Annotated in this window: 22 protein-coding genes and 4 tRNA genes; 6 read left to right on the forward strand and 20 right to left on the reverse strand. The window is 48.1% G+C overall.

The window, feature by feature from the left end:
* Positions 1 to 47: 47 nt before the first annotated feature.
* The 10 genes from AC3QL0_RS11765 to rpsO form a co-directional block, all read right to left on the reverse strand.
* On the reverse strand, positions 48 to 407 hold the full coding sequence (locus tag AC3QL0_RS11765) for an NADH-quinone oxidoreductase subunit A (protein ID WP_493008644.1): 360 nt from the start codon (positions 405 to 407) through the stop codon (positions 48 to 50).
* 657 nt (positions 408 to 1,064) lie between these two features.
* A complete protein-coding gene (locus AC3QL0_RS11770; RefSeq protein ID WP_493008645.1) occupies positions 1,065 to 2,228 on the reverse strand; it encodes a porin in 1,164 nt (387 codons plus the stop codon).
* Between the two features lie 456 nt (positions 2,229 to 2,684).
* Positions 2,685 to 2,769, reverse strand: a tRNA-Leu gene (locus AC3QL0_RS11775).
* A gap of 136 nt (positions 2,770 to 2,905) precedes the next feature.
* Positions 2,906 to 3,397, reverse strand: coding sequence for a preprotein translocase subunit SecG (secG, locus tag AC3QL0_RS11780; RefSeq protein WP_493008646.1), 492 nt, complete (start codon positions 3,395 to 3,397; stop codon positions 2,906 to 2,908).
* Positions 3,398 to 3,413: 16 nt separating this feature from the next.
* Positions 3,414 to 4,157, reverse strand: a complete 744-nt coding sequence (gene tpiA / locus AC3QL0_RS11785) for a triose-phosphate isomerase (RefSeq protein ID WP_493008647.1) — start codon at positions 4,155 to 4,157, stop codon at positions 3,414 to 3,416.
* A 136-nt stretch (positions 4,158 to 4,293) separates the two neighbouring features.
* A complete protein-coding gene (locus AC3QL0_RS11790; RefSeq protein WP_493008648.1) occupies positions 4,294 to 5,268 on the reverse strand; it encodes an NAD(P)H-quinone oxidoreductase in 975 nt (324 codons plus the stop codon).
* Between the two features lie 98 nt (positions 5,269 to 5,366).
* Positions 5,367 to 5,453 (reverse strand) — tRNA-Leu (locus tag AC3QL0_RS11795).
* A gap of 14 nt (positions 5,454 to 5,467) precedes the next feature.
* Positions 5,468 to 5,557, reverse strand: a tRNA-Ser gene (locus tag AC3QL0_RS11800).
* 224 nt (positions 5,558 to 5,781) lie between these two features.
* Positions 5,782 to 7,941: a polyribonucleotide nucleotidyltransferase gene (gene pnp, locus AC3QL0_RS11805; RefSeq protein WP_493008649.1), complete on the reverse strand. Its 2,160-nt coding sequence runs from the start codon at positions 7,939 to 7,941 to the stop codon at positions 5,782 to 5,784.
* A gap of 92 nt (positions 7,942 to 8,033) precedes the next feature.
* Positions 8,034 to 8,300, reverse strand: a complete 267-nt coding sequence (gene rpsO, locus AC3QL0_RS11810; RefSeq protein ID WP_493008650.1) for a 30S ribosomal protein S15 — start codon at positions 8,298 to 8,300, stop codon at positions 8,034 to 8,036.
* 174 nt (positions 8,301 to 8,474) lie between these two features.
* On the opposite strand from rpsO, the gene AC3QL0_RS11815 reads away from it, so the two are divergent.
* Entirely contained in the window at positions 8,475 to 8,984 is a 510-nt protein-coding gene (locus AC3QL0_RS11815; RefSeq protein WP_493008651.1) for a hypothetical protein, read from the forward strand.
* Here the strand turns inward: AC3QL0_RS11815 and pssA are convergent.
* The 4 genes from pssA to ilvB all read right to left on the reverse strand — a co-directional run bounded on the left by pssA (position 8,981) and on the right by ilvB (position 13,189).
* Positions 8,981 to 9,745, reverse strand: coding sequence for a CDP-diacylglycerol--serine O-phosphatidyltransferase (gene pssA, locus AC3QL0_RS11820; RefSeq protein ID WP_493008653.1), 765 nt, complete (start codon positions 9,743 to 9,745; stop codon positions 8,981 to 8,983). The two genes, AC3QL0_RS11815 and pssA, sit on opposite strands and share 4 nt — an antisense overlap.
* Positions 9,746 to 9,897: 152 nt before the next feature.
* Complete coding sequence (gene ilvC, locus AC3QL0_RS11825) at positions 9,898 to 10,914, reverse strand: ketol-acid reductoisomerase (protein WP_430220515.1); 1,017 nt, start codon at positions 10,912 to 10,914, stop codon at positions 9,898 to 9,900.
* 50 nt (positions 10,915 to 10,964) lie between these two features.
* Entirely contained in the window at positions 10,965 to 11,456 is a 492-nt protein-coding gene (ilvN, locus tag AC3QL0_RS11830; protein WP_135861471.1) for an acetolactate synthase small subunit, read from the reverse strand.
* Positions 11,453 to 13,189, reverse strand: coding sequence for a biosynthetic-type acetolactate synthase large subunit (gene ilvB / locus AC3QL0_RS11835; protein ID WP_493008654.1), 1,737 nt, complete (start codon positions 13,187 to 13,189; stop codon positions 11,453 to 11,455). The genes ilvN and ilvB overlap by 4 nt, the downstream gene beginning before the upstream one ends.
* A gap of 421 nt (positions 13,190 to 13,610) precedes the next feature.
* Here ilvB and AC3QL0_RS11840 point away from each other — a divergent pair, with 421 nt between their 5' ends.
* The gene (locus AC3QL0_RS11840; protein ID WP_493008656.1) at positions 13,611 to 15,875 is read left to right on the forward strand and encodes an FUSC family protein; all 2,265 of its coding nucleotides are present in this window, start codon (positions 13,611 to 13,613) and stop codon (positions 15,873 to 15,875) included.
* Here the strand turns inward: AC3QL0_RS11840 and AC3QL0_RS11845 are convergent.
* The 3 genes from AC3QL0_RS11845 to AC3QL0_RS11855 are packed head-to-tail and all read right to left on the reverse strand — an operon-like array spanning position 15,870 to position 17,670.
* Complete coding sequence (locus tag AC3QL0_RS11845) at positions 15,870 to 16,058, reverse strand: hypothetical protein (RefSeq protein ID WP_493008657.1); 189 nt, start codon at positions 16,056 to 16,058, stop codon at positions 15,870 to 15,872. The two genes, AC3QL0_RS11840 and AC3QL0_RS11845, sit on opposite strands and share 6 nt — an antisense overlap.
* 31 nt (positions 16,059 to 16,089) lie before the next feature.
* Positions 16,090 to 16,869: a peroxide stress protein YaaA gene (yaaA, locus tag AC3QL0_RS11850; RefSeq protein ID WP_493008658.1), complete on the reverse strand. Its 780-nt coding sequence runs from the start codon at positions 16,867 to 16,869 to the stop codon at positions 16,090 to 16,092.
* Positions 16,870 to 16,887: 18 nt separating this feature from the next.
* Positions 16,888 to 17,670, reverse strand: a complete 783-nt coding sequence (locus tag AC3QL0_RS11855) for a 3-hydroxybutyrate dehydrogenase (protein ID WP_493008659.1) — start codon at positions 17,668 to 17,670, stop codon at positions 16,888 to 16,890.
* Positions 17,671 to 17,840: 170 nt separating this feature from the next.
* Here AC3QL0_RS11855 and AC3QL0_RS11860 point away from each other — a divergent pair.
* A tRNA-Ser gene (locus AC3QL0_RS11860) sits at positions 17,841 to 17,930 on the forward strand.
* A gap of 770 nt (positions 17,931 to 18,700) precedes the next feature.
* Positions 18,701 to 19,801 (forward strand): phosphoethanolamine transferase, encoded by a 1,101-nt coding sequence (locus AC3QL0_RS11865; RefSeq protein ID WP_493008660.1) that lies wholly within the window; start codon positions 18,701 to 18,703, stop codon positions 19,799 to 19,801.
* A gap of 20 nt (positions 19,802 to 19,821) precedes the next feature.
* Here AC3QL0_RS11865 and AC3QL0_RS11870 read toward each other — a convergent pair whose 3' ends face one another.
* Entirely contained in the window at positions 19,822 to 20,451 is a 630-nt protein-coding gene (locus tag AC3QL0_RS11870) for a LysE family translocator (RefSeq protein WP_493008661.1), read from the reverse strand.
* Positions 20,452 to 20,716: 265 nt separating this feature from the next.
* Here AC3QL0_RS11870 and AC3QL0_RS11875 point away from each other — a divergent pair, with 265 nt between their 5' ends.
* Together AC3QL0_RS11875 and AC3QL0_RS11880 are read left to right on the forward strand one after the other, a co-directional pair.
* On the forward strand, positions 20,717 to 21,964 hold the full coding sequence (locus tag AC3QL0_RS11875) for an NAD(P)/FAD-dependent oxidoreductase (RefSeq protein ID WP_493008662.1): 1,248 nt from the start codon (positions 20,717 to 20,719) through the stop codon (positions 21,962 to 21,964).
* A gap of 165 nt (positions 21,965 to 22,129) precedes the next feature.
* Positions 22,130 to 22,474, forward strand: a complete 345-nt coding sequence (locus AC3QL0_RS11880; protein ID WP_493008663.1) for a hypothetical protein — start codon at positions 22,130 to 22,132, stop codon at positions 22,472 to 22,474.
* Between the two features lie 126 nt (positions 22,475 to 22,600).
* On the opposite strand, the gene serS is transcribed toward AC3QL0_RS11880, so the two are convergent.
* Both serS and AC3QL0_RS11890 read right to left on the reverse strand, forming a co-directional pair.
* Positions 22,601 to 23,932 (reverse strand): serine--tRNA ligase, encoded by a 1,332-nt coding sequence (gene serS / locus AC3QL0_RS11885; RefSeq protein WP_493008664.1) that lies wholly within the window; start codon positions 23,930 to 23,932, stop codon positions 22,601 to 22,603.
* 48 nt (positions 23,933 to 23,980) lie between these two features.
* Positions 23,981 to 25,333: a replication-associated recombination protein A gene (locus AC3QL0_RS11890; RefSeq protein WP_135863406.1), complete on the reverse strand. Its 1,353-nt coding sequence runs from the start codon at positions 25,331 to 25,333 to the stop codon at positions 23,981 to 23,983.
* Positions 25,334 to 25,342: the final 9 nt, after the last annotated feature.

Here is a 25,342-nt window from a genome sequence, read left to right on the forward strand (position 1 = left end):
TTTTTTGCCTTTAGCAGACGCCTACCCAGCGGGCATGCGCAGTATGCTTATTCCCAATCCAGGGCGCCTTTTTTCCATTCGTACAAAAAGCCCACTGTCAAAATGCCTAGGAATACTAGTACAGACCAGAAACCCACCATCCCAATGACTCCATTAGCAACAGCCCAAGGGAACAAGAAGGCAATTTCCAGATCAAACATAATGAACAAAATGGCGATCAGGTAATAGCGAATATCCACCTTCATGCGGGAGTCGCCGAAGGCTTCAAAACCACACTCGTATGGTGATAGCTTTTCATCGTAAGGACGATTCGGCCCCAAAATGCGACCAGTCGCTAACAATGCCCCACCAATACCCGTCGCAACTAGGACAAATAGCAAGATGGGGAAATAATTCTGCAGATTCATGCAACACACCCATTCACAGTAAGTAAACCCTTGGATTGTAGCATTTTCATCTAGTCTTTGAGGCTATAACCCTTAGCCCGACTCAAATTAGACCAACTAGACGCTTTTTTATAAAAAAAAGGCTTATCAGCACTACCTTTTAGCGCGCTGTACCAATATTACAACTATGTTGCCCTCCCCCAACTCAAACCATTACAAAAGGTGCCAGCTGACTTTTAGCTTAAAGAAATAAGGGTTTAGGGGCTTTTTTTGGGAATAAAAATAGAAAATTCAGACCTCTATCGGTAGCATGAGCACACCAATAAATCATGAGCTCAAAACGACCTCAACATCTCTAATTACCGTTAGAAAAATATCCTCAACCGATATAGATCACGAACAACAACAACAACAACAACAACAACAACACACGAGGCCAATTCAACCCCTGGGATAACACAAGCACCAGTAGAGCCCAACCAACAAGCCAGGCGCCCTACACCACCAGCAAACAACCCCGCACCCAAGAGAAGAGCACTACACCAAGCAGAAGCTCAACCACAAAAATCTCAGGCATAAAAAAAGCCGCTCCGAAGAGCGGCTTTTCAATGCCTAAGCATTTCGCTTCGGCCTGCCTAAGCAGGCCATCATGATACATGGCTAAGCCATGCGGCATGATTAGAAGCGGTGACGCAGACCTACGATAGCCTGTGTAGCGCGTACATCTTTGAATGCGTAGCCAGTACCGTATGTACCAACTGCGTAAACGTTTGTACGTTTGGACAGGTTGTATGTGTAGCCCAAGCTGAACAGGTTTTGGGATTTTTTACCCTCGCCATCAGCGTAACCTTCAAACCAGTTGTTGTCGCTAACGCGGGACATTGCCCAACCAGCCATTACTTTACCAGCAGCGCCAACAGGTGCACTTACGCCAACTGCAAAGTTGTTGGTTTTGTAATCTTTCATGCTACCGCCAATGCCTTGGAAATCACCATTAGCATCAACTGAACCAAAACCCACAGCCTCATTAATGCTGTCGTTGTAACCACGAGCAGTCAAAGTACCGTTACGCTCTTGACCCCAAGCCAGGTGCAGTTTTACAACTTCAAAGTCGTAGCTACCAGCCAAGTTCCAAGCTTGTACGGATTTATCCCATGCAGAAGCCTTCAGGTTGTCGTAAGACACTGCAACAGCTACTGGGCCGTTAGCGTAACGCAGACCAGTTGTTACCAGTTTAGCGTTTTTGTCTTTAGGGTTGCCGTTAAGGCCGTTGTTTTTGATGTTCCACTGTTGATCGCCATTCACGTTGAAGGAGTAACCAACAGCGAAGTCAAAACCATTGAAGTTAGGTGTTGCGTATACAACTGTGTTGTCTGCGCGAACAGTTGCTGCGGAGGTAAATGTTTTACCAATTGCAGCCAATTCCATGGAATCGCCAAATGGGCTAGCGATGTCAGCAATGAAGCGGGAAGCTACGTTTTGTTGACGACCGAAAACCAAGGAACCCCAGCTGTCGCCAGCCAGACCCAGAGTTGCTTCACGACCGAACAAACGGTTGCCTTGAGCGGAGTTACCGTTGGACAGTGTGAAACCGCTTTCCAATGTGAAAACAGCACGCAGACCATCGCCCAGATCTTCGCTACCGCGCAGACCCCAACGGTTACCGGACTGAACGCCGTCGTAGAAACCTGTGCGAGTTGCTTTAACGTCTGAGGTTTTGTTTTTGAACTGTGTGTAACCCAAGCCTGTATCAACGATACCGTACAGAGTTACGGAAGTTTCTGCCTGAGCAACGCCAGCGAAACCGGCCATCAAAGCAGCAGCGAGCAGAGTCTTTTTCATGTATGAAATCTCCGTGGATTTTTTGAGTAAATCAGAGCAGCCACTCACAACATGTAGGTGCTACTGCTCTTTCTAACTCCGCAATGGGAAGTTAGAGCTATTGCATCAAAATTCCGCCGCGTTGACTATTGTTTGATGTGATTACCCTGCATAAAGTCACTTTTCTGTAGCCTATACACGACAAAAACGTCACTTCCATACAACAAAACAGGGTTTGCACCTACCCAACTCAAATCCCCTTTCAGCCCAAATAAACTTAAAGCAAAAATCCAACATGTAGCCGTAAGTAATTGATTTATAAACAAGTGAAGAATTAAAAAACACACCACCACTTTCACTCAAACACGCACTTAGTGACCCCAACACCACCCCTAGAACCAACCAAATAGCCTCTCGCACACCCACGCTACAAAAAACGGGCACAAAAAAGCCGGGCTAACCCGGCTTCAATGTTTTTGGTGTCGATGGCGAGACTCGAACTCGCACAGCTTGCGCCACTACCCCCTCAAGATAGCGTGTCTACCAATTCCACCACATCGACATCTAGAAAGATCGTTATTCTAGCATGATCCCCCACGGGCACAAGTACTTTTGCAGCATAAGTGCATCTATTGCCCCACAAACAAAAAGGCCGATCCATGATCGGCCTTTTATTTACAGAAAGCAACCACAGATGGTTACTCTGCCGCAGCTGGCTCTTTTGCTTCTTCTGTAGAAATAGCAGGCGCAGCCTCAACCGCTGGCTCTACTTTATTTTCAGCAGCAGGCTCAACCACTTGCGGCACACTTGCCGCCGGAGCCGGTACAGTCGGAACTACTGGCACGCTCACATCTGGCGCAGCAGGTGTAGTAGGCGCTGGAGCTGACATACCTGGAATGATGGACTCAAAGCCCTGCATCACACCCGATTCGATTTCGGCTTTAGCGGAAGGTTTGTAAACCACCCACGCCAAACCCGCAGTAGAAACAAAAAACACAATAGCGGCATACTTAGTCGTGCGCGACAAGAAGTTAGCAGCACCAGCAGCGCCAAATACGCTACCAGCTGAGCCACTACCAAAAGACGAACCCATGTCCGCCCCTTTACCTTGTTGCAACAACACCAAACCAATAATAGTCAGTGAAGACAATACCTGCACTGCCTGCAAGACTGGTTGAATCCATTCCATGTGATCACTCCGTGGCTTATATCGCCGCTATCGCTAAAAATTCTTCGGCCTTAAGTGCCGCACCACCCACCAATGCACCATCTATATCAGGCATGGCGAACAAACTCTTTGCATTTGCTGCATTGACGCTGCCGCCATACAACACACGCACTTCTTCAGCACCGCTGTTACGCAAGCACTCGCGTATAAACGCATGCACAGCCTGAGCCTGCTCCGGCGTTGCACTTTTCCCTGTACCTATAGCCCAGACTGGTTCATATGCTACAACCACTCGCCTCACGACATCAGCACCTAAATCCAGCAAAGGCTGCAACTGTCGCAAGACTACATTATGTGCCTCGCCAGCTTCGTGTTCAGCATCACTTTCACCCACACAAAACACTGGTGTAATGCCACAAGACAATGCTTGCATTGCTTTATCAGCTACCAACTGATCTGATTCAGCATGGCGTTGTCGGCGTTCAGAATGCCCCACCAACGCCCACTTACAGGCAAAATCTTGCAGCATAGCTGCTGATACTTCGCCAGTGTATGCACCTTGCTGCTGATCGCTAACGTCTTGTGCGCCCCATGAGACCAAAGAACCCGCAAGAACTTCTTGCACTTGAGCCAAATAAGGAAACGGCACACAGACTGCCAGCTCACAGGATTGGCTTGGTCGATAATGCGCTAACGCCTGCAACAGCACCATACTGCCGCCCAGCGAGGCATTCATTTTCCAGTTACCAATAATAAGAGGAGAGCGAGTTGTAGTTGTCATTGACCTCTAGTACCTGAAGGCCAAAGGCCATCACAAATAAAACAACCGATAATTGTAGCGTGTTGCCCAGATTTACGCTTAAAAATTGTGCGCTTTTCGCATCGTCATATTGACTAGCCCCTAATAACGCCATTCTTTATGCGCGCAGGATGATTTTCCCCACCTGCTCACCGGCATCCATCATGGCATGCGCTTGTGCTGCATTGGCCATATCAAACACCGCATGCACCTTAACGTTGACAGCACCACTCTCTAGTAATGGCCACACTTGCTCACGCACCTGTTTGGCCAGATCAGCCTTAAAGTGCTGATCTCGAGCACGCAGAGTTGAGCCCGTTAGCGTCAATCTACGCAACATCATTTGCGCAAAATTAACCTCACCTTTAGGTGCACCCTGCAAGGCTATAACCACAATACGGCCATCATCTGCTAGACAACGTATATCTCTATTTATATAGTCGCCAGCCACCATATCCAGAATCACATCCACACCACGATTATTCGTAGACTCGCGAACAACCTCTTCAAACACCTGCGTTTTGTAATTAATACCGGTGGCACCTAGCGCATTAATAATGGCTACACGTTCATCACTACCTGCCGTAGCAAAGACACGATGCCCTTTAGCAACTGCCAATTGTATGGCCATGACCCCAATACCGCTTGCACCACCATGCACAAGCAAGGACTCACCATCCGCCAAAGCACCGCGATTAAAGATATTGCTCCATACCGTAAACGCCGTTTCGGGTATACCAGCAGCATGGATAGGATCTATACCTTTAGGGATAGGCAAGCAATGCATCGCATCTACCACACAGTATTGTGCGTACCCACCACCTGACAGTAGCGCGCACACACAATCACCCAGTGCGTACCCACTACCTTCCACATCGCCACCCACGATTTCCCCAGAAACCTCTAAGCCCGGTATATCAGAAGCCCCCGCAGGCGCAGGATACATACCCTTACGCTGCATCACATCCGGCCTATTCACGCCAGCTGCGATCACACGCAACAACAACTGCCCTGCCGTAGGTTCTGGCATAGGCCTATCAACCCAGCGCAATACCTCAGGACCACCTGGTTGGGAGATTTCTATGGCTTTCATGATATTCACTATCCTTATACATAGATCTACAGAGAGGTCTATTATGACTCGAACAGAATCAAAAGGATAATAGAAGAGCCCGAAGGCATGTGAGATGTTGGTGCATCCACCCGGAATCGAACCGGGACGATCGTTTGATCGAGAGATTTTAAGTCTCTTGCGTCTACCTATTCCGCCATGGATGCCACACAAACTTGTTTGGCGGAAGCGGTGAGATTCGAACTCACGGATGAGTTACCCCATCGCTGGTTTTCAAGACCAGTCCATTCAACCACTCTGGCACGCTTCCAAGTTTGATTTACCGATATTGAGCCAATAAGATTAGCTCAAAGCAGCAAAGAAGAAAACTATACCGTAAATTTAACGATTTGTATACGCAGAAAGCCGCAAAATCCCCTCTAATTCCCTAGTGAGCCACTAATCTACCAACCGCATAAAAAAATCCCGGTAAGCATAAATGCTCAATCCGGGATTTTTGCGCTGTGCGGCTAGCTTACGCTAGCACACAAAGACTTATTCAGCGGCTGTATCAGCCTCTGGCGCCGCAGGAGCTGCTTCACCACCCTGAGCCTCAATGCCACCCAAAGCTTTGACAGACAGACGCAGACGGCCTTTATCATCAGCTTCTATAACTTTGAATTTCACAACCTGACCAACTTTCAATACATCATTCACGTTGGCGATACGGTAGTTAGCAATCTCAGAGATATGCAACAAACCATCTTTACCTGGCAGAACTTGCACAATCGCACCGAAATCCAGAATACGCAGTACTGGGCCTTCGTATTCTTGACCCACTTCTACTTCTGCTGTGATTTCTTTGATGCGACGCTCAGCTTCTTGTGCTTTCTCTAGGTCAGCGCTAGAAATTGTGATTGTGCCATCATCACCGATATCGATCTGTGTACCAGTTTCTTCGGTCAGCGTACGGATAGTCGCGCCACCTTTACCAATCACATCACGGATTTTTTCTGGGTTGATTTTTACCGTCAACATACGAGGAGCGAATGCAGACAATTCTGTACGCGCACCTTCCAAGGATGTTTTCATCAGACCCAAGATATGCAGTCGGCCTTCGCGAGCTTGAGCCAATGCCACATTCATGATTTCGGTAGTGATACCTTGGATTTTGATATCCATTTGCAGCGCAGTAATACCATGCTCGGTACCGGCCACTTTGAAGTCCATATCGCCTAGGTGATCTTCATCGCCCAGAATATCGGTCAACACAGCAAACTTACCGCCTTCTTTGATCAGACCCATAGCTACACCAGCTACGTGATCAGCCATAGGCACACCAGCATCCATCATGGCCAAAGAGCCACCACATACTGTTGCCATGGAAGAGGAGCCATTGGACTCTGTCACTTCAGACACAATACGCAAGGAGTATTGAAACTCATCTGCAGGAGGAATCATGTGAGCCAAAGCACGTTTAGCCAAACGACCGTGACCTATTTCACGACGCTTAGGAGCACCAAAACGGCCTGTTTCGCCTGTAGCAAACGGAGGGAAGTTGTAGTGCAGCATGAAACGATCACGGTATTCACCCATGATGGAATCAATAACCTGCTCGTCTTGACGTGTTCCCAGTGTTGCTACCACCAAAGCCTGTGTCTCACCACGAGTGAACAACACGCTACCGTGCGCACGTGGTAATACACCAGTACGAATAGCGATAGGACGAACGGTACGTGTATCACGACCATCGATACGTGGCTCACCATTCAAAATTTGGCTACGTACGATCTGGCTTTCCAGATCAAACAAGATGTTATCCACACCAACTGAATCAGGTGCAGGCTCACCTTTTTCTTCAGCAGTTGCAGCCAACGAATCCTTAACGGATTTGCTGATCTCGCGCAGACGCAATGTACGAGCTTGTTTTTCACGGATTTGGTAAGCCGCTTTCAACTCTTCAAAAGCCGCTTCGCGCACTGCACTGATCAATGCTTCATTAGCTGGCTCAGGCTGCCAATCCCATTCTGGCTTACCTGCTTCTTCTACCAACTCATGAATCGCGTTGATCACGTTTTGCATTTCGCTGTGACCAAATGCGATCGCGCCCAGCATAACGTCTTCAGACAACTGTTGAGCATCGGACTCAACCATCAACACAGCAGCTTCAGTACCAGCAACTACCAAGTCCAGTTTGGACTGTGCAGACTGCTCTGTAGTTGGGTTTAATACATATTGACCATCTACGTAACCCACACGAGCAGCACCAGCAGGACCATTAAATGGAATACCGGAGATAGCCAATGCAGCGGAAGCACCAATCAGAGCTGGGATCACAGGATCAATCTCAGGATTGACCGACAGCGCATGAATAATAATTTGAACTTCGTTGTAGAACCCTTCTGGGAACAACGGACGCAGAGGACGGTCGATCAAGCGGGAGGTCAATGTCTCACGCTCAGAAGGCTTACCTTCGCGTTTAAAGAAACCACCGGGGATGCGCCCAGCAGCGTATGTTTTTTCTACATAATCCACGGTCAAAGGAAAGAAGTCCTGACCTGGTTTAGCGTTTTTGGCACCAACAACAGTTGCCAAAATTACAGTATCTTCCATCGAAACAACCACGGCACCTGACGCCTGCCGTGCAATTTCACCTGTTTCCAGCACAACTTCATGTGTGCCGTACTGAAATTTCTTTGTGACTTTATTGAACATTCACTACGTTCCTTACAATAAAAAACCGTGCGTACTGCGAGCGGTTTCTCGCAGCATGCACGGTTATTTCGTGCGGGGCATGCCCCGGCATATTACTTACGCAGACCGAGTTTTTCGATCAGTGCGCGGTAAGCATCTGGCTTACGATCTTTCAAGTAATCCAACAGCTTACGGCGACGGCTAACCATACGCAGCAGACCACGACGGGAGTGGTGATCTTTAACGTGGGTTTTGAAGTGCTCTGTCAGGTGAGAGATACGTGCGGAAAGCAATGCAACCTGCACTTCTGGAGAACCGGTGTCGCCGGCTTTACGTTGGTATTCCGAAACGATTTCGGTTTTTTTAACTTCTACTGTCATAACATTATCCTCAAATAACTTGCGATAGAGCCGAGGAGCCCTATCGTGTCATCAGCAAAAACACTTTGCTTACGCAAAACAATCTGGAATTATATAGCAAAACACCCAGGTACGTAAGATTCTTCAATTACACAGCCCCGTAATCAGGCACTGCCGCCACAGGAAGTACGAAAAATGCCACGCTTTACTATCCTATCCTGCATTACTTTTGCCAGCCTATTGATGGCAGGCTGCACCAGTCTAAGCAACATACCACCCGGCACCGCGTTGGACACAGCCATTAACGAATACGGCACCCCCACTCAACGCTGCAATAACGTCAAACCTGAACTAGTGAACTGGTCCACCCAGCCAATGGGTTACTACGCGTGGACAGCAGAGGTGGATGAACAAAACACCATTCTATCCATGCAGCAGATGCTTTCAGATGAGGGCTTTAGGCAACTAGACCAACATGACTGGAATGCCGCCATGATTGCCTGTTGGTATGGCCCACCCGCAGTAGATGAGTTTGCCCGATGGAAAGGTGTTACCTACCGCACCTGGTCATACCGTTATAAGCAAGGCGGCGCATTTAATTCGCTGATGTATATGTACTTCAACAAAGAGGGCCAGTTGGTTCACCACCACCCTGGCCCTGATCCTCGTGATATCAACGACGGTATATTTCGCGGTATGGATTAACTATCCTCTCGGCGCTGCTCAATCAGCCTACGCGCACGATGCCAGCGCCATGCCATCACCACCCAACCCGACAAGCCGTACAGCACAAACAAGCCAAACAGCACTACTGGTGGATCGGAAGAGACAAACACAAACAGCAACACCAGCAACAACATTCCCCAGAACGGCACACTTTTGCTCAGCGCAAATGTTTTACCACTATAAAAAGGGGCATTGGAGACCATGGCAACGCCAGCGTAAATCGTCAGAACAAAGGCACTCCACTGCAATACATGCGTAGAGATCGGCAGTTTATTATCCACCGACAACCACACAAAGCCAGCAATGAGCGCCGCCGCCGCAGGACTAGGCAAGCCCTGAAAGAAGCGTTTATCTACAACAGCGATATTGGTATTGAAACGCGCCAAGCGCAATGCTGCACCCGCAACAAACACGAATGCCGCCAACCACCCCCATCGGCCCAAATCTTGCAGTGCCCACACATACATCACCAATGCAGGTGCCACACCAAAAGAGGTTAAATCAGCCATGGAGTCATACTGCTCACCAAAAGCGGACTGCGTGTTAGTCAGGCGCGCAACGCGTCCATCCATACCATCAAAAACCATCGCCAAGAAGATAGCTATAGCAGCCACTTCAAACCGCCCATTCATGGCCTGCACGACGGCATAAAACCCAGCGAATAAGTTCGCGGTAGTAAACGCGTTAGGTAAAAGGTAAATACTGCGACGACGTAATTCGTCTGTATTGCGACCGGGCATAATTCAAGCTGAAGGTAAGAAACCAAAGAAACCACTTAAAAGCAGCTGGGTAAGAATGAGATATTAGCAGCTTATGGGCAATTACAAAAAACAAAAAGGCTGGCACAGGGAGATCCCTAGGCCAGCCTTATGGCGTTAATCACGCCACATGCTTAGTTTTTGGATTTATCAACCAATTTGTTGGCTGCAATCCAAGGCATCATTGCACGCAGTTGTTCGCCCACACGCTCAATCTGAGACTCAGCATTGATACGACGACGCGATGTCAATGTTGGGGCACCAGCAGTGTGCTCCAAGATGAAGTTTTTAGCGTAAACACCGTTTTGGATGTCAGCCAGAACTTCACGCATTGCTTTACGTGTTTCGTCAGTAATGATCTTAGGACCTGTTTCGTACTCACCGTACTCCGCGTTGTTGGAGATGGAGTAGTTCATGTTGGCGATACCGCCTTCGTAGATCAGATCAACGATCAACTTCAGTTCGTGCAAGCACTCGAAGTAAGCCATTTCTGGCGCGTAACCAGCTTCAACCAATGTATCGAAACCAGCTTTGATCAGCTCAACAGCACCACCACACAGAACAGCTTGCTCACCGAACAAGTCAGTTTCTGTTTCTTCACGGAAGTTTGTTTCGATGATACCAGCACGACCACCACCGTTTGCGCTAGCGTAGGACAGAGCCACGTCACGTGCTGCACCAGTTTTGTCTTGGTATACAGCGATCAGGTGAGGAACACCACCACCTTGGCGGTATGTACCACGCACTGTGTGGCCTGGAGCTTTAGGAGCAACCATGATCACGTCGATGTCGTCACGTGGCACAACTTGACCGTAGTGAACGTTAAAGCCGTGAGCAAATGCCAGAGCTGCGCCTGGGCGAATGTTTTCAGCAACTTGTGTACGGTAAACTTCAGCGATGTTCTCGTCAGGCAACAAGATCATTACTACGTCAGCGATTTTAACGGCTTCAGCCACTTCCATCACTTTCAGGCCAGCGCCTTCAGCTTTGCTCCAAGAAGCACCGCCTTTACGCAAACCAACAACCACATTCACGCCAGACTCATGCAGGTTCAGTGCGTGAGCGTGGCCTTGTGAACCGTAACCGATAATGGTAACTGTACGACCCTTGATCAAGGAAAGGTCACAATCTTTGTCGTAAAAAACTTTCATGGAATCTGCTCCAAATTTTTGTCGCCTTGTGGCGTTTTAATTTAATAAAGTTAAACCTTCAAAACCCGTTCACCACGGCTGATACCTGACACACCGGTTCGTACCGTTTCCAAAATGGAACTGCGATCCAATGCATTGATGAAGGCAGAGATTTTCTCCTGCACCCCAGTCAGTTCAATCGTGTAGGTTTTGTCAGTCACATCAATGATGCTGCCACGGAAAATGTCAGCCATACGTTTGATTTCTTCGCGCTCTTTACCTACTGCACGCACTTTGATGAGCATGAGTTCACGCTCAACGTGTGGGCCTTCGGAAAGATCCACTACCTTCACCACATCAACGAGGCGATTCAGGTGTTTGGTAATTTGCTCAATCACCTCATCGGGACCTATGGTCACAATCGTCATCCTAGACAACGTTGCATCTTCCGTAGGTGCCACAGTCAAGGTTTCAATGTTGTAGCCACGCGCAGAAAACAGACCAACCACACGCGACAATGCGCCGGGTTCGTTCTCAAGCAGGATGGAAATCACGTGTTTCATAATTCCTCTCCTTTCAGATCTTCTGCACACAACAACATTTCCGTTAAACCTTTACCCGCCTTAACCATTGGCCAGACGTTTTCTGTTTTATCGGTGATGAAGTCCATGAATACCAAGCGGTTTTTATGTTTAGTGAAAGCCTCTTGAATAGCCGGTTTCACATCCGCAGGTTTATCAATACGCATACCAACGTGGCCGTAGCTTTCAACCAGTTTCACGAAGTCAGGCAACGCATCCATGTAGGATTCCGAATAACGAGAGCCGTAATCGATTTCCTGCCACTGACGCACCATACCCAGACTGCGGTTGTTCAAGCACAGCAACTTAGGTGTCATACGATATTGCAGACATGTGGACAGTTCTTGGATGTTCATCTGAATAGATGCTTCACCAGTAATCACCGCTACATCTGCATCAGGGTTAGCCATCTGTACGCCCATAGCGTAAGGCAGGCCCACACCCATCGTACCCAAGCCACCCGAGTTCAACCAACGACGTGGTTTATTGAAACGGTAGTATTGTGCCGCCCACATTTGGTGCTGACCCACATCAGAAGTCACGAAAGCGTCACCGCCCGTTACTTCCCATAGAGCCTCCACCACTGACTGAGGTTTAATAACTTCGTCAGAAGGTTTGTAGACTAGGCATTTCTTCTCGCGCCAAACGTTGATCTGCTTCCACCATTGTTCCAGAGCTGTTTTGCTCTTAGTGGATGAGGAGCGAACTTGTGCGTACTGTTCGTTGAACTCTTGCAGAACTTCCTTAACGCTGCCCACGATAGGCACATCCACTTTCACACGTTTGGAAATGGAGGAAGGATCAATATCAATGTGAACAATTTTGCGAGGGACTTGCATGAAGTGACGAGGATTCGCAATTACGCGGTCATCGAAACGTGCGCCCACAGCAATTAACACATCACTGTGCTGCATAGCCATGTTTGCTTCATACGTACCGTGCATACCTGGCATACCTACATACTGATCGCTATTACCTGGGTAAGCACCCAGAGCCATCAGCGTGGTAGTACAAGGCGCACCACAAAGCTCGACTAATTGTTTAACTTCTTCGGATGCATTATCCAAGATAGCGCCGCCGCCCACGTAGATCATGGGACGCTCAGCTGCTGCCAGCATTTGCACCGCTTTTTTGATCTGCCCCTGATGCCCTTTGGATACAGGCATGTAGGAACGCATTTTGACCTCGCCACGCTTAGGCGTGTAGCGTGCCATTGCTGCAGTAATATCTTTGGGAATATCGACCAACACAGGACCTGGACGGCCTGTAGTCGCGATATAGAAAGCTTTGCGAATAGTATCTGCTAGCTCTTTTACGTCACGCACCAAAAAGTTGTGCTTAACGCAAGGGCGCGTAATACCAATAGCATCACATTCTTGAAAAGCATCTTCGCCTATAGACTGAGAACCAACTTGGCCACTGATCACCACCATAGGGATGGAGTCCATGTAGGCCGTTGCAATACCTGTTACAGCATTAGTCAGACCTGGGCCGCTGGTAACCAGCGCTACACCAACCTTGTTGGAGGAGCGTGAATAGGCATCCGCCGCGTGCACAGCAGCTTGCTCGTGACGCACCAAAATGTGGCGGAATTTGTCCTGCTTGAAAATTGCATCGTAGATATATAGTACGGCACCACCTGGATAGCCGAAAACGTGTTCTACGCCTTCGTCAGCCAGCGTGCGCACGACTATATCTGCGCCATTGAGTTCCATTATGAAATTCCTTTCAGTCTTGCACTAACTCCCCGACTGGCACTTAAGCCGGAGTCTCAGCCAAATACAGCAACATGATCTGGCGCTTTATGACCCACGGGACCACGCCACCCAGACACACTACTGCTTGACCTGCACTCTTTCGGAAAGTAGCACTTGCGTACAAACGCGATAGCATGAAATGGAAGTCCTGGCATCACACGCTTGTGGCGCGGCCAGCAACAAATAAAAAGGCGCAAAAAAACGGGTTGATGACCCGTGCAAAGAGCCCTACTGTCTCAGCGGATGAGCTGAGGCATCAGGTACTTTACCCTGTTGCCAAATGTCAATCAACTGCAATTGTTGGTAAACCGCAAATTATCTTCACCCACAGTATGGGTTGGGCATCTTATACTGGTGAATCTGTACGTAGAATCACAACATGAGCACCACTTTTTTTCCTCAATTACAGCGCTTTCTTTACAGCCACTACTTGTTAGGCGGGCTACGGCAAGCTGCGGGAATTTTATTGCCCGTTATTGTGTTAGGGGGTGGTTTTCAGTTGTATGGCATGGGGATTATTGCCTCCATGGGCGCGCTATGTGTAGCCGTCATTGACCAGCCTGGCGGCCCCAAGCGCTACCGCACTAACGAAATGTTGGGCGGCATTGCTCTAGGCACCATTACCGTCGCCTTAACCACCTTTGCTGCAGGGTCAATGTGGGGCACGTGGATATTAGTCCCCATACTGTGCTTCTTCTTTTCCATGCTCAATGTGTATGGACCACGCGGCGGCTTGATTGGCTTTGCCTGCTTACTGTTGATGACACTTAGTCTGCGCGAGCCCACCTCTGGCGACACCGTACTACTACACACCTTATTCTCTTTTACTGGCGGCCTTTTTTACTTTGCCTTTAGCTTACTCTTTAGGCATTTATTATGGCTGGGTGAAGAGCGCCGTACCTTGTCTATGGCCTTGCACGCCACAGCCAAATACATGCTAGCTCGATCCAAGTTCTATGATGTGAACTCAGATTTGGATGCGACCTATAGAGACCTCATCAAAGCACAGTCCAGTATGGCCGAGCTTCAACAATCAGCTCGCGACATGGTGCTGCGTGAACTGCCTAAAGGCATAAAAAGTCGTGGCGACCAATACCGCACCACATTGCTGGTGTTGTACACCAACATGGTGTCGTTGCTAGATACTTTAGTTGCCACCCATACCGACTACCACACCCTGCGACGCAAACTAGGCGAAAGTGATTTCATGGAGTTTGCTCATGATGCACTACAGAAGCAGTCAGCAGAGGTGGTACGTATTGCGTTGAACGTATCCCGCCGCAAAAAAACCGTGCAACGCATCAGCGTTAAAGCGGAAATACGCGCGATGGAATATGAACTAGAGCGCTACAAACAAAAAGGTATGCAACAACAAGACCCCGAGCTATATGGTTTGTTGCTGCAAGTTCTGCGTCGCTTACGTGTGGCCAAGCAAACCATTGACCATATGGCGGCCAACACCAAACGTACTGGGACAGATATTCCCCTGGATCAGTATTTGGACAAATCCTTAAGCCGTTTCTTGTCGCGCGAAGAAATACATCTAGGTTTATTCCGTAGCAACCTACGCCTGAGCTCATCTAGCTTCCGCTATGCCATTCGTGTGACGGTAGCCTCTATTTTGGCTCTGGCTGTGCCGGCATTAGTAGCTCAGTTCATGAACACTTCGGAGTCGTTAAACTCCTTAGCCAATCAAAGTAACTGGATCATCCTAACCATTCTAGTGATTCTTAAGCCTGGCTTTGCACAGACCAAACAGCGCAATACGTGGCGTCTAGGTGGAACGGCTTTAGGGTGCTTGTTGACCTTTATTTTATTTAGTGTCACCGACAATAAAGAGTTCTACTTTATTGCCCTGTTGCTCGCTTATGTCATGGGCAAGAGCTTGGTGCAACTGCACTATTTGTTATCAGCAGCCTTTTTGACTATCTCCGCACTGATCTCATTTCAGTTCTTATACGCCAGTAGCACCTTCGTCATCAGTGAGCGCTTTATAGACACGCTGATTGGGTGTGCCATTGCTCTGCTATGTAGTTACGTACTGCCTAAGTGGGAAGCCAGCTCTATGAGCAGTTTCGCCCGCGAGTCACTGCAAGCCAACCGACACTATCTAACCACTGGATTGCAATACGCCGAGCTAAATCGTCAGTATCAACAAACCGTACAACAACAGGCAAGCAACCCTGATAGCGAACCTGTAGATGCCGCACTGGTCGCACAACTGGCCGAGGCTGATACTCAATGGCAACTGGCTAAGCGTCAGGTCTATATTTCGTTTGATAACTTTGCGTCTGGCTTTTATCGCATGATGGATGAGCCTGCCAGTCGCCAATGGAATGTCGCGCTATTCAATAACCTGCTGATTCAAAACCACGTGCTGGCATCACAAATCAGTGCCAGTATTCCCCTGCTGGCCACATTGGAAAGCATTCCACCCGGCATAGACGAAGCCATTACCGCCATTCAAGGCATTTTGCATGATAAAACAGTAGAAAATACCAGCCCCACACTGGAAACAGAAGGTGAGTTAGCAATGCTGGCATACCCGTTACGCCAAATGATCAAAGCTTCGCAATTAATACAACAAGACATGAAAGGGTTGGACATGACAGAACACACCCAACCCTTACTCACCGCATCATAATCCCAAGTACGCCTTGCGAATGACGGGGTGTCCTTCTAATTCGACAGCGGTGCCTTCCAGCACCAACCTGCCGTTTTCCAACACATACGTACGATCGCTAACCTGCAATACCTGTTTGATATTTTGCTCTACCAGCAGCACAGGTAAGCCCGTATCAGCCACCTTGCGTATGGCTTTCATCACCTCTTTCACATACAGGGGTGACAAGCCAATGCTAGGCTTGTTCAGGACGTCTGAACACCAATTTAGTGTCTGATGACAGCTCTGGCTGATACTCATAGCCTGCCGTATCAAAACCTTTCAGGCCTTCTACCGTATCCACACCGTTATCAATGGCATAACGCATCATCAAACCACGTGCTTTTTTGGCATAAAAACTGATGATTTTCCACGCACCATTTTTTTGGTCTTGGAATACACACTGCACCACTGGCAAACCAGCGGCTTTAAGATCCACTGCTTTAAAGTACTCTTCTGAAGCCAAGTTCACCAATACCTTATCACCAGAACCTTCTGTGGCCTGCTTCGCTAAATAACGGCCAATGGTATCGCCCCAGAACGCATACAAATTGGCGCCTTGCGGGTTCTGTAAACGCGTACCCATTTCCAATCGGTAAGGCTGCATCAAATCTAGTGGGCGCAATGCACCATACAACCCACTTAATAACAACAGGTGCTGTTGTGCCCATTCCAACTGCTTGTCAGAAAGCTCGTCAGCACGCAAACCTTCATACACATCACCATTGAACGCCAAAATCGCTTGTCTGGCATTTTGCAACGTAAATGTAGGCTCCCACTGCGCATAGCGTTCAGCATTTAAGCGGGCCAAATCTTTGCTAATGCTCATCAAGCTCGCGATATCATCCTCGCTTTTGCCGCGCATGATCTCAATCAGTTCTTTGGCTTGTGACACAAACATAGGTTGTGTGTGCAACGTTGTACGAACTGGTGAGTCATAGTCCAGCTTTTTTGCTGGAGAAAGTACAAACAACATAAATATCTCTCACAAAACTTAACGGGCTGTCCAACCACCGTCCAAAGTCAACGTAGTACCGGTCATTTGGTCTGCGGAATCTGTACACAAAAATACGGCTGCACCCGCCAATTGCTCAGGCGTCACAAACTGTAGTGATGGCTGCTTCTCTGCTAACAAGGCTTTGGCTGCCGTTTCAATATCGGTTTGGTTAGCTTTAGCCATGGCTTCAATTTGCTTTTCCACCAACGGGGTACGCACCCAGCCAGGGCAAATGGCATTACACGTAATCCCTTTACCTGCATTTTCCAGCGCGATGACTTTGCTTAAACCAACCACACCATGCTTAGCAGCTACATAAGCAGATTTATGCACAGAGGCCACTAAGCCGTGAGCAGAAGCGATATTAATGATGCGCCCCCAGCCTTTTTCTTGCATCGCTGGCAACGCCGCTGCACTGGTATGAAACACCGCAGACAAGTTCAACCCAATAATGGCATCCCAACGCTCTACAGGAAACTCTTCTACCGCATCGGTATGTTGGATACCCGCGTTATTCACCAAAATATCTACACTACCCATTTGCGCTTGCGCCTCTTTGATCAGCTCACGCGCGCCCTCAGCTGTACTCAAATCGGCTGACAAGTAAATGGCTTTCACATCGCTTTGCAATTCTATGTTGATGCGCAGCTTTTCAATGGCCGCCTGATCACCAAAGCCATTCAGCACTATGTTGGCCCCTTGTGCCGCCAGCCCTTGCGCTATAGCCAACCCAATGCCACTGGTTGACCCTGTCACCACAGCCGTTTTTCCACTTAACATACGTGCTCCTTTAAGCGTTCGAAATCCTATACATATCTCAGAATTCTACACACAAATCCTACTTCTCTGTTTTGAGCCTACAAGAATAGATCTACAGTAAGCCCGTTTCGCACAAGTAGCCAAATGCATAAAACCCTGCTAGAATTCTTTTCTTGTCTTAGGATACCAGCGGGCAGGTGGCAGAGTGGTCGAATGCGCCGGACTCGAAATTCGGTATACGTGCAAACGTATCGTGAGTTCGAATCTCACCCTGCCCGCCAAGACATTGCAGTACTAAAAAACACCCCAAAACTGATGAACGTCAGCTTTGGGGTGTTTTTTATTGCGTTTTCCTTTTAGCACAACATACTGTTCCCGCCCCTCAACAATATCAACCATACGCCCCACTTAGGAAAGAGGGCTCGCTGGTTGCCCCACTCTCTCTGCCCCAGCTTTATTATTGCTACAAAAAACAGCAATATCCGTCATGCTTTATCGCTAATACTGCGAATTTTATGACACTACCATTAAAATTCTTAAATAGAGAGATCAGAGTGGGCCAAATAATTCATAGGCCTGGCAAATACTATATTTAGAAAATAACAATTCCCCTATTACCTAAAATATCTTATACAAAACTATTTTTTCAGTTGTTGCATTAGCTTTATTATTCTTCACCTCTAAACTGATGCTATCTAGCGCTGGTTTAGACACCAAGGGAAGAAGTGTCTTTCTATTGATGTCCTTGATTGTTATCTTGAACTCATCAAAGAAATTCTTCTGGTTTCTGGTCTTCCCTGCAGCATTGATACATGCTCTCTATGCGCCTATAGGCTTAATTTTTGGCCCAGTTTCTTATCAATATGCCGCATCTATATTTTCTACCGATCTTATAGAAACATCAGAGTTTTTTAGCCAAATCCCTCTGAAGAACTACCTGTACCCCCCACTTATTATTGGAGGAATCCTACTCTTTAGATTTATAACGACTAGGTTTGGGATTGATTTCTATAAGAACAAAACACTGCTGTGCATTATTATTATTTTTGCCATGCTGAGGCAAACTCCGTTGCAATTCATTAACTCTATAGTTGAGTCATCGGCAAAGGTAAAAAGTGAACTATCAGAGTTAAGCAACTTCAGCCTAGAAAACGCATGGCCAGAGTCTGTACTAAAAGATTCAGAGTTTGATAACTACATTCTGGTCATAGGCGAAAGCGCCAGACGCGACTACCTTCACGCCTACGGCTATCCCATCAGCAACACCCCATTCATGAGTAATGCCAATGGCACGCTTGTTGACGGCTTAACTGCGGGTGGCCCGAATACCGTCAGCTCACTACGTCTTATGCTCACTCACCCAGACACCGATCACTGGGAACCTAATTACGGACTTAATATTATTGACCTAGCTAAGTCGGCTGGCATCAAAACTTATTGGATTTCTAACCAACCCTACATTGGTGAGTTCGATACGCCTATTTCTGCCATTGCTAAACGCAGCGATTCTACGTTCTTCACTAAGTACTCTAGCATGGTGCAAAAAACCACCAGTGACTTTGACTTACTTGCTGAGGTAGCCAAGGTCGTCACGCAAAACCCAAACGAGAAAAAACTGATTGTGGTGCACCTCTACGGTTCACACCCTAAAGCGTGCGAACGTATTAGTGATTACAGGAAGATTACCACTACAGAAAGTAGTAGGTATGAGCACATCAATTGCTATATCTCATCCATGCATAAAACAGATGACATCTTGCAGTCTATCCACAACCTAATGAAAACCGAGCACTCCATTCACCATGCTACGTATTCCATGCTCTACTTTTCTGATCACGGCTTATCTCATGAGGAACGTAAAAAAGACAGTGGGATTCTATTGGTCAGCAGCATAGGAAATAGAGAAGACTATGACATTCCGTTATTTGTAACCTCATCCAGTGATCACGAAAGACGCGAGTGCAGCGCCTTTAAATCAGGTTTGAATTTCGTGAATGGATTAGCTACATGGATGGGAATAGAAAATAGCCGCTTATCGTCTAGTTATAGTTTGTTTGATTGTATAGACGACCCCGATAACTACGGTTTGCAAAACAGGCTGAACACGCCATCACGCGCACCGGATCCCGCCATCGATATACGGGATAAATAAACTTACCCAATATAGGCTGGCTATGGTTTCGCAATCAACAGACGTAATCCCAAGGCCACAAACACACCGCCAGCCAGCCTATCTAGCCATACGCCTGCGCGTGGGCGTCGATTTAACCATTGCCCCACGCTACCCGCAAAAAAACCTAACGCAACAAATAACACAACGGATTGCACCGTAAAGATTACCCCCAACACAGCCATCTGTAGACTGACGTTACCTTGCTGCGGCTGTACAAACTGCGGCAAAAAAGCCAGAAAAAACATAATCACTTTTGGGTTGATAGCATTTGCCACCAAGCCTTTAAGAAATAGCTCTTGCATCGATGGCTGCACATCAGCCGCCACAGCACGCACCTGCCCACTACTACGCAACGCTTGTATACCTAGCCACAGCAAGTACAAGCCTCCAGCAATTTTTAATATCGTAAATGCTGTAGGCGATGCCATGATTAAAGCGCTTACGCCTAGTACCGCTAACACGGTATGGCTAATACACCCTAATGCACAGCCTAAACCGAACATCATCCCGTAGCGTCGCCCTTTAGACATACCCACGCCCAATACCATTAAATTATCAGGGCCGGGAGATGCCGTCACTGCTAAAGCAGTTAGCAGAAAAGCCCAGAACTGGTCTACGGAAAGTGGCATGAAACCATCCTTGAAAAATAAACCCTGAAACAGGATAAGAGAGTGCAAGCATCACTGTAAGACCTGTTCCGTCTACCTGTCCATAAGCAACTATGTAATAACATGGAGGCGCCATTACGTAGGATAAAAACTCCTTACTCTATCGCTACAGCCAGATTTAATGCGTGTAAAATGACACAGAAGCTCAATATTGCAGCGTTTGGAAACGATTATGACTTTCCTTTCGGCTGCTCTCTTTTTTAGTGGCTAATGGACTAATTACTTCATGAAAAAAGAAACCATCGTAATCGGTGCTGGCATGGTGGGTACATCCATCGCTTGGCATTTGAACCAACGTGGCCATGCCGTAACTCTGGTAGACCGTAAAGCGCCTGGCGAAGAAACCTCCTATGGCAATGCTGGGTTAATTCAGCGTGAAGCTATTTATCCCCATAGCTTTCCTCGCGAGCTTTCCGAAATTCTGCGTATTCTGCCTAACCAAAGCACCGACATACGTTATAGACCCGGCGCGATGCTGCACTATGCCAGCCCGCTGATGCAGTATTGGAAGAACTCTGCCCCTGAACGCTTTGAAAAAATCGTTAAAGAGTGGGCAACACTGATTGAACATTGCACTACTGAGCATGAACGTATGTTCACTGCTGCTGGTGCTGAAAACCTAGTGCGTAAAGTGGGTTGGATTCAAACTCACCGTAGCCACAAAAGCTGGCAAGAAGGTTTGCACGCTGCTGAAAAAGCCAAACACCACGGTGTTGAGTTCAAATCTTTAGATCGCGAAGCGCTGCAAGCAGAAGAGCCTAGCCTGAACGCCTCGGTGTATGCCGGTGCTATTCATTGGCTTAACTCATGGCAAGTGGTTAACCCCAGCGCACTGGTGAAAGCCTACGCCAAAAACTTTACGGATAATGGCGGCACGCTACAACAAAGTGAAATCCAAGCTATTCGCCGTGAAGGCGACGAATGGATAGTTTCTACCTCTGACGGCACACTACGCGCCGCTAACTTAGTTGTGGCTGCTGGTCCATGGTCTGCTCAACTGCTGCAACCCTTGGGCTATAACTTCCCACTGTTCCCGTTGCGCGGTCATCACCGCCACTACAAACTGGCTGAAGGCGCTGTGTTGAACCACAGCCTCATCGACAATGACAAAGGCTTTGTGCTGGGTCCAATGCAAGCCGGTGTACGTCTGACTACAGGCGCTGAGTTTGCACTAATGACTGACCCGGTGCGCACAGACCAAATCACTGAAGACGAGAAACTGGCACGTGAGATCATGCCAGCACTGCGTGAAGGCATTGAACCACAGCCGTGGTTTGGCTCTAGACCTTGCATGCCTGACATGAAACCAGTGATTGGCTCTGCTCATGCACACCAACAGTTATGGTTCGCATTTGGCCACGCACACCAAGGCTTCACTTTGGGACCTGCAACCGGCAGATTAGTCGCTGAAATGATGGAAGGCGACACACCTTACATTGATCCCCAGCCTTTCCGCTCCGATCGATTTGCGTAATATCAACAATTGCGCATACAAAAACGACCCGCCTCCTGCGGGTCTTTTTTTATTAAGGGAAAACCAGAATTTTCATCATACATACCAGGTATATAGTAGTTTTAACGGTCCTGTATAAATACTGATCAGTCCATGCCTATACCTTACTTCTTATAGGAGGTTGTCATGTATATCCGCACTCTACAATGGTCGATGGATATCAACGGTGATGGGAAATTCAGCATGTGGGAGATTTGGGAAACCTTACGTTGGGCTTTCCAAATCCCTGGCAATTTGATCTTGGAGGCCATAGGCCAATTTCCTGCGCTAGCCACACTTTTACACGTGCAAGCATCAGCCAGCACAGGTTACGACAGCTTAAATACTGTACCTACCAAGGCACTCACCCTACTGTTTTGGATCTGTCTGTTCTTATGGCTAGTATCGCGCAGCAATAAGCCTGCAGCCCAAGCCAAACCTCGTACGCTGCTACTTCCTTTACCTAAAGACTACCCAGTCACCATGAAGTAAGCACGTAAAAAAACCAGGCTTAGCCTGGTTTTTTTATTGCTATCTTACCTACATCTCACTAGCCGTAAATAACGGTAGCGCGTAGAGATAAGCCAAAGGCCGCTATGACAGAGCGGCCTTTGCTATTTAGGCAGATGCCAAGACCTCTGCACCACCCATGTATGGGCGCAGCGCCTCTGGTACACGCAGTGAGCCGTCTTCTTGCTGGTAGTTTTCCAAAATAGCGACCAATGCACGACCTACCGCCAAACCGGAACCGTTCAATGTATGTACGTACTCTGGCCTGCCTTTTTCTTGACGGAAACGTGCTTGCAAACGACGGGCTTGGAAAGCTTCACAGTTAGACACTGAGGAAATTTCACGCCAAGTGTTTTGTGCTGGCAACCAGACTTCTAAGTCGTAGGTTTTGGCGGCTGAAAAGCCCATATCTCCGGTACACAATGCGACTACACGGTATGCCAAGCCCAGACGTTGCAGAATAGTTTCTGCATGGCCACGCATGGCTTCCAGCGCTTCGTACGAATGCTCTGGATGCACCACTTGCACCATTTCCACTTTATCAAATTGGTGCTGGCGAATAATGCCGCGCATATCTCTACCACCACTACCTGCTTCAGAACGGAAGCATGGTGTATGAGCCGTTAACTTCAATGGCAAATCTTGCTCATTCAGAATCTCATCACGCACCGAACCGGTCAGTGTGATTTCAGATGTAGAGATCAAGTACAAATCTTCTGCCGAGTTTTCTTCGTCATCGCTCTCTTGACCTCCTTTGGTGACCCAGAACATGTCGTCTTTGAACTTAGGCAATTGGCCTGTACCGTACAACGTAGAACCGTTCACAATGTACGGTGTGTAGCATTCGGTGTAGCCGTGCTCTTGTGTTTGCACATCTAGCATGAATTGCGCCAAGGCACGGTGCAAGCGAGCAATATTACCGCGCAGCATCATGAAACGTGCACCAGACAGCTTACGAGCAGACTCAAAGTCCAAACCAATGCGCTCACCGATTTCTACGTGGTCTTTAGCGGGGAAAGCGAAAGGTGCAGGAATGGCATCTGGTGCGGAATTACCAGGAACCCAACGGCTAACCTCTACGTTTTGTTCTTCTGATTCACCCACAGGTGTGCTGCTGTGTGGCAAGTTAGGAATACTTTCCAACCAACCTGTTAGCTCAGACTGCACAGCAGCCAACTGTTGCTCCAGCTCTTGTAGCTTTTGTGGAATCTGTTTGGATTCGTCCATCACGGCGGAAGCATCTTCACCCTTAGCTTTCAGTTGGCCTATTTGTTTAGCCAATGCATTGCGACGTGCTTGCAAAGACTCTGTTTCCACCTGTACGGATTTACGTTTGGCTTCTAAGCCATTAAAACGGTCTGTATCAAAGGCTACACCACGCGTTGCCAAAGCAGCGACAACAGCGGGTAGATCTTTACGCAATAAGGTGATATCTAACATGGATGAAGAAGTACCATTAAAAAATTCGTTGGCTACATTGTAGCGAATTTATTTGTTTTTTTTCTGACGCGCTTCAGCGTCCCACGCTTTTAACTGTGCCAGTTTCTGACCAATTTTGATTTCCAAGCCTCGGTCGGTAGGCTGATAAAAACGTGGCTGCATACCATCAGGGAAATAACGCTCGCCTGCAGCATAACCATTAGGCTCATCGTGTGCATACCTATACTCGCTACCATGCCCTAACTCTTTCATCAGCTTCGTAGGGGCATTACGCAAATGCATAGGCACCGGTGCACTACCTTTATCCATCACAAAGCGACGCGCTTGGTTATAGGCCATGTAGCCCGCATTGCTCTTTGGTGCGATCGCCAAATACAACAGCGCTTGTGCCAACGCTAGTTCACCTTCTGGTGAACCTAAGCGTTCATAGGTAGCCGCCGCATCATTAGCAATCTGCATAGCCCGTGGATCAGCCAACCCTATGTCTTCCCACGCAATACGCACAATACGACGCGACAAGTATTTAGGATCTACACCACCATCCAGCATGCGGCAAAACCAATACAAAGACGCATCGGGGTCCGAGCCACGTACCGACTTATGCAATGCACTGATCTGGTCGTAAAAGGCATCGCCACCTTTATCGAAACGTCGCAGATTTTGCGACATGGCGGTTTCTAGCCATTCCTCATCAACAGCTAAACGCCCTGCTCCATTGGCAGACTCTGCCACCACTTCCATGGTGTTCAATAATCGTCTGGCATCTCCATCCGCCCATGTACACAGTTGCTCTCGGGCTGCTTCAGTAAAACTCAGTTGCCCGCCGTAGCGCTCTTCTTCGTTCAACACGATGAGTGCTCTATCGAACAACGACTGCAGGTCTTCCAGCGCTAAGGACTGCAGTACATACACACGAGCACGCGACAGCAACGCCGAGTTCACTTCAAATGATGGGTTTTCGGTGGTAGCGCCAATAAAGGTGAAAAGCCCACTTTCTACATACGGCAAGAAAGCATCTTGCTGAGACTTGTTAAAGCGGTGCACCTCGTCTACAAACAGAATGGTACGCCTACCTTGAGCTTGTGCAACCTGCGCTTTAGTGACGGCCTCACGTATGTCTTTGACACCGCCCAAGACAGCAGAAATCGCTAAGAATTGTGCATCAAAACCTTGCGCCATCATGCGCGCCAACGTGGTTTTACCTACGCCAGGAGGCCCCCAGAAAATCATGGAGTGTGGTCGGCCAGACTCAAAGGCTACGCGCAATGGCTTACCTGGCCCAACGAGGTCTTGCTGCCCTGCCACCTGATCTAAGGTGTTGGGGCGCATGCGTTCGGCTAATGGCGCATACACACTAGGCGCTGCGCCGCCGGATTCGGAAGAAAATAGATCTGTACTCATGAGCCTATT

This window comes from Paenalcaligenes sp. GW821-LYS-B07-1 (assembly GCF_058803365.1).

Bases quoted from the DNA above. Each gene is read 5' to 3' on its own strand.
- AC3QL0_RS11765 (WP_493008644.1), bottom strand. From the start codon at position 407: ATGAATCTGCAGAATTATTTCCCCATCTTGCTATTTGTCCTAGTTGCG.
- AC3QL0_RS11770 (WP_493008645.1), bottom strand. From the start codon at position 2,228: ATGAAAAAGACTCTGCTCGCTGCTGCTTTGATGGCCGGTTTCGCTGGC.
- secG (WP_493008646.1), bottom strand. From the start codon at position 3,397: ATGGAATGGATTCAACCAGTCTTGCAGGCAGTGCAGGTATTGTCTTCA.
- tpiA (WP_493008647.1), bottom strand. From the start codon at position 4,157: ATGACAACTACAACTCGCTCTCCTCTTATTATTGGTAACTGGAAAATG.
- AC3QL0_RS11790 (WP_493008648.1), bottom strand. From the start codon at position 5,268: ATGAAAGCCATAGAAATCTCCCAACCAGGTGGTCCTGAGGTATTGCGC.
- pnp (WP_493008649.1), bottom strand. From the start codon at position 7,941: ATGTTCAATAAAGTCACAAAGAAATTTCAGTACGGCACACATGAAGTT.
- rpsO (WP_493008650.1), bottom strand. From the start codon at position 8,300: ATGACAGTAGAAGTTAAAAAAACCGAAATCGTTTCGGAATACCAACGT.
- AC3QL0_RS11815 (WP_493008651.1), top strand. From the start codon at position 8,475: ATGCCACGCTTTACTATCCTATCCTGCATTACTTTTGCCAGCCTATTG.
- pssA (WP_493008653.1), bottom strand. From the start codon at position 9,745: ATGCCCGGTCGCAATACAGACGAATTACGTCGTCGCAGTATTTACCTT.
- ilvC (WP_430220515.1), bottom strand. From the start codon at position 10,914: ATGAAAGTTTTTTACGACAAAGATTGTGACCTTTCCTTGATCAAGGGT.
- ilvN (WP_135861471.1), bottom strand. From the start codon at position 11,456: ATGAAACACGTGATTTCCATCCTGCTTGAGAACGAACCCGGCGCATTG.
- ilvB (WP_493008654.1), bottom strand. From the start codon at position 13,189: ATGGAACTCAATGGCGCAGATATAGTCGTGCGCACGCTGGCTGACGAA.
- AC3QL0_RS11840 (WP_493008656.1), top strand. From the start codon at position 13,611: ATGAGCACCACTTTTTTTCCTCAATTACAGCGCTTTCTTTACAGCCAC.
- yaaA (WP_493008658.1), bottom strand. From the start codon at position 16,869: ATGTTGTTTGTACTTTCTCCAGCAAAAAAGCTGGACTATGACTCACCA.
- AC3QL0_RS11855 (WP_493008659.1), bottom strand. From the start codon at position 17,670: ATGTTAAGTGGAAAAACGGCTGTGGTGACAGGGTCAACCAGTGGCATT.
- AC3QL0_RS11865 (WP_493008660.1), top strand. From the start codon at position 18,701: ATGCTGAGGCAAACTCCGTTGCAATTCATTAACTCTATAGTTGAGTCA.
- AC3QL0_RS11870 (WP_493008661.1), bottom strand. From the start codon at position 20,451: ATGCCACTTTCCGTAGACCAGTTCTGGGCTTTTCTGCTAACTGCTTTA.
- AC3QL0_RS11875 (WP_493008662.1), top strand. From the start codon at position 20,717: ATGAAAAAAGAAACCATCGTAATCGGTGCTGGCATGGTGGGTACATCC.
- AC3QL0_RS11880 (WP_493008663.1), top strand. From the start codon at position 22,130: ATGTATATCCGCACTCTACAATGGTCGATGGATATCAACGGTGATGGG.
- serS (WP_493008664.1), bottom strand. From the start codon at position 23,932: ATGTTAGATATCACCTTATTGCGTAAAGATCTACCCGCTGTTGTCGCT.
- AC3QL0_RS11890 (WP_135863406.1), bottom strand. From the start codon at position 25,333: ATGAGTACAGATCTATTTTCTTCCGAATCCGGCGGCGCAGCGCCTAGT.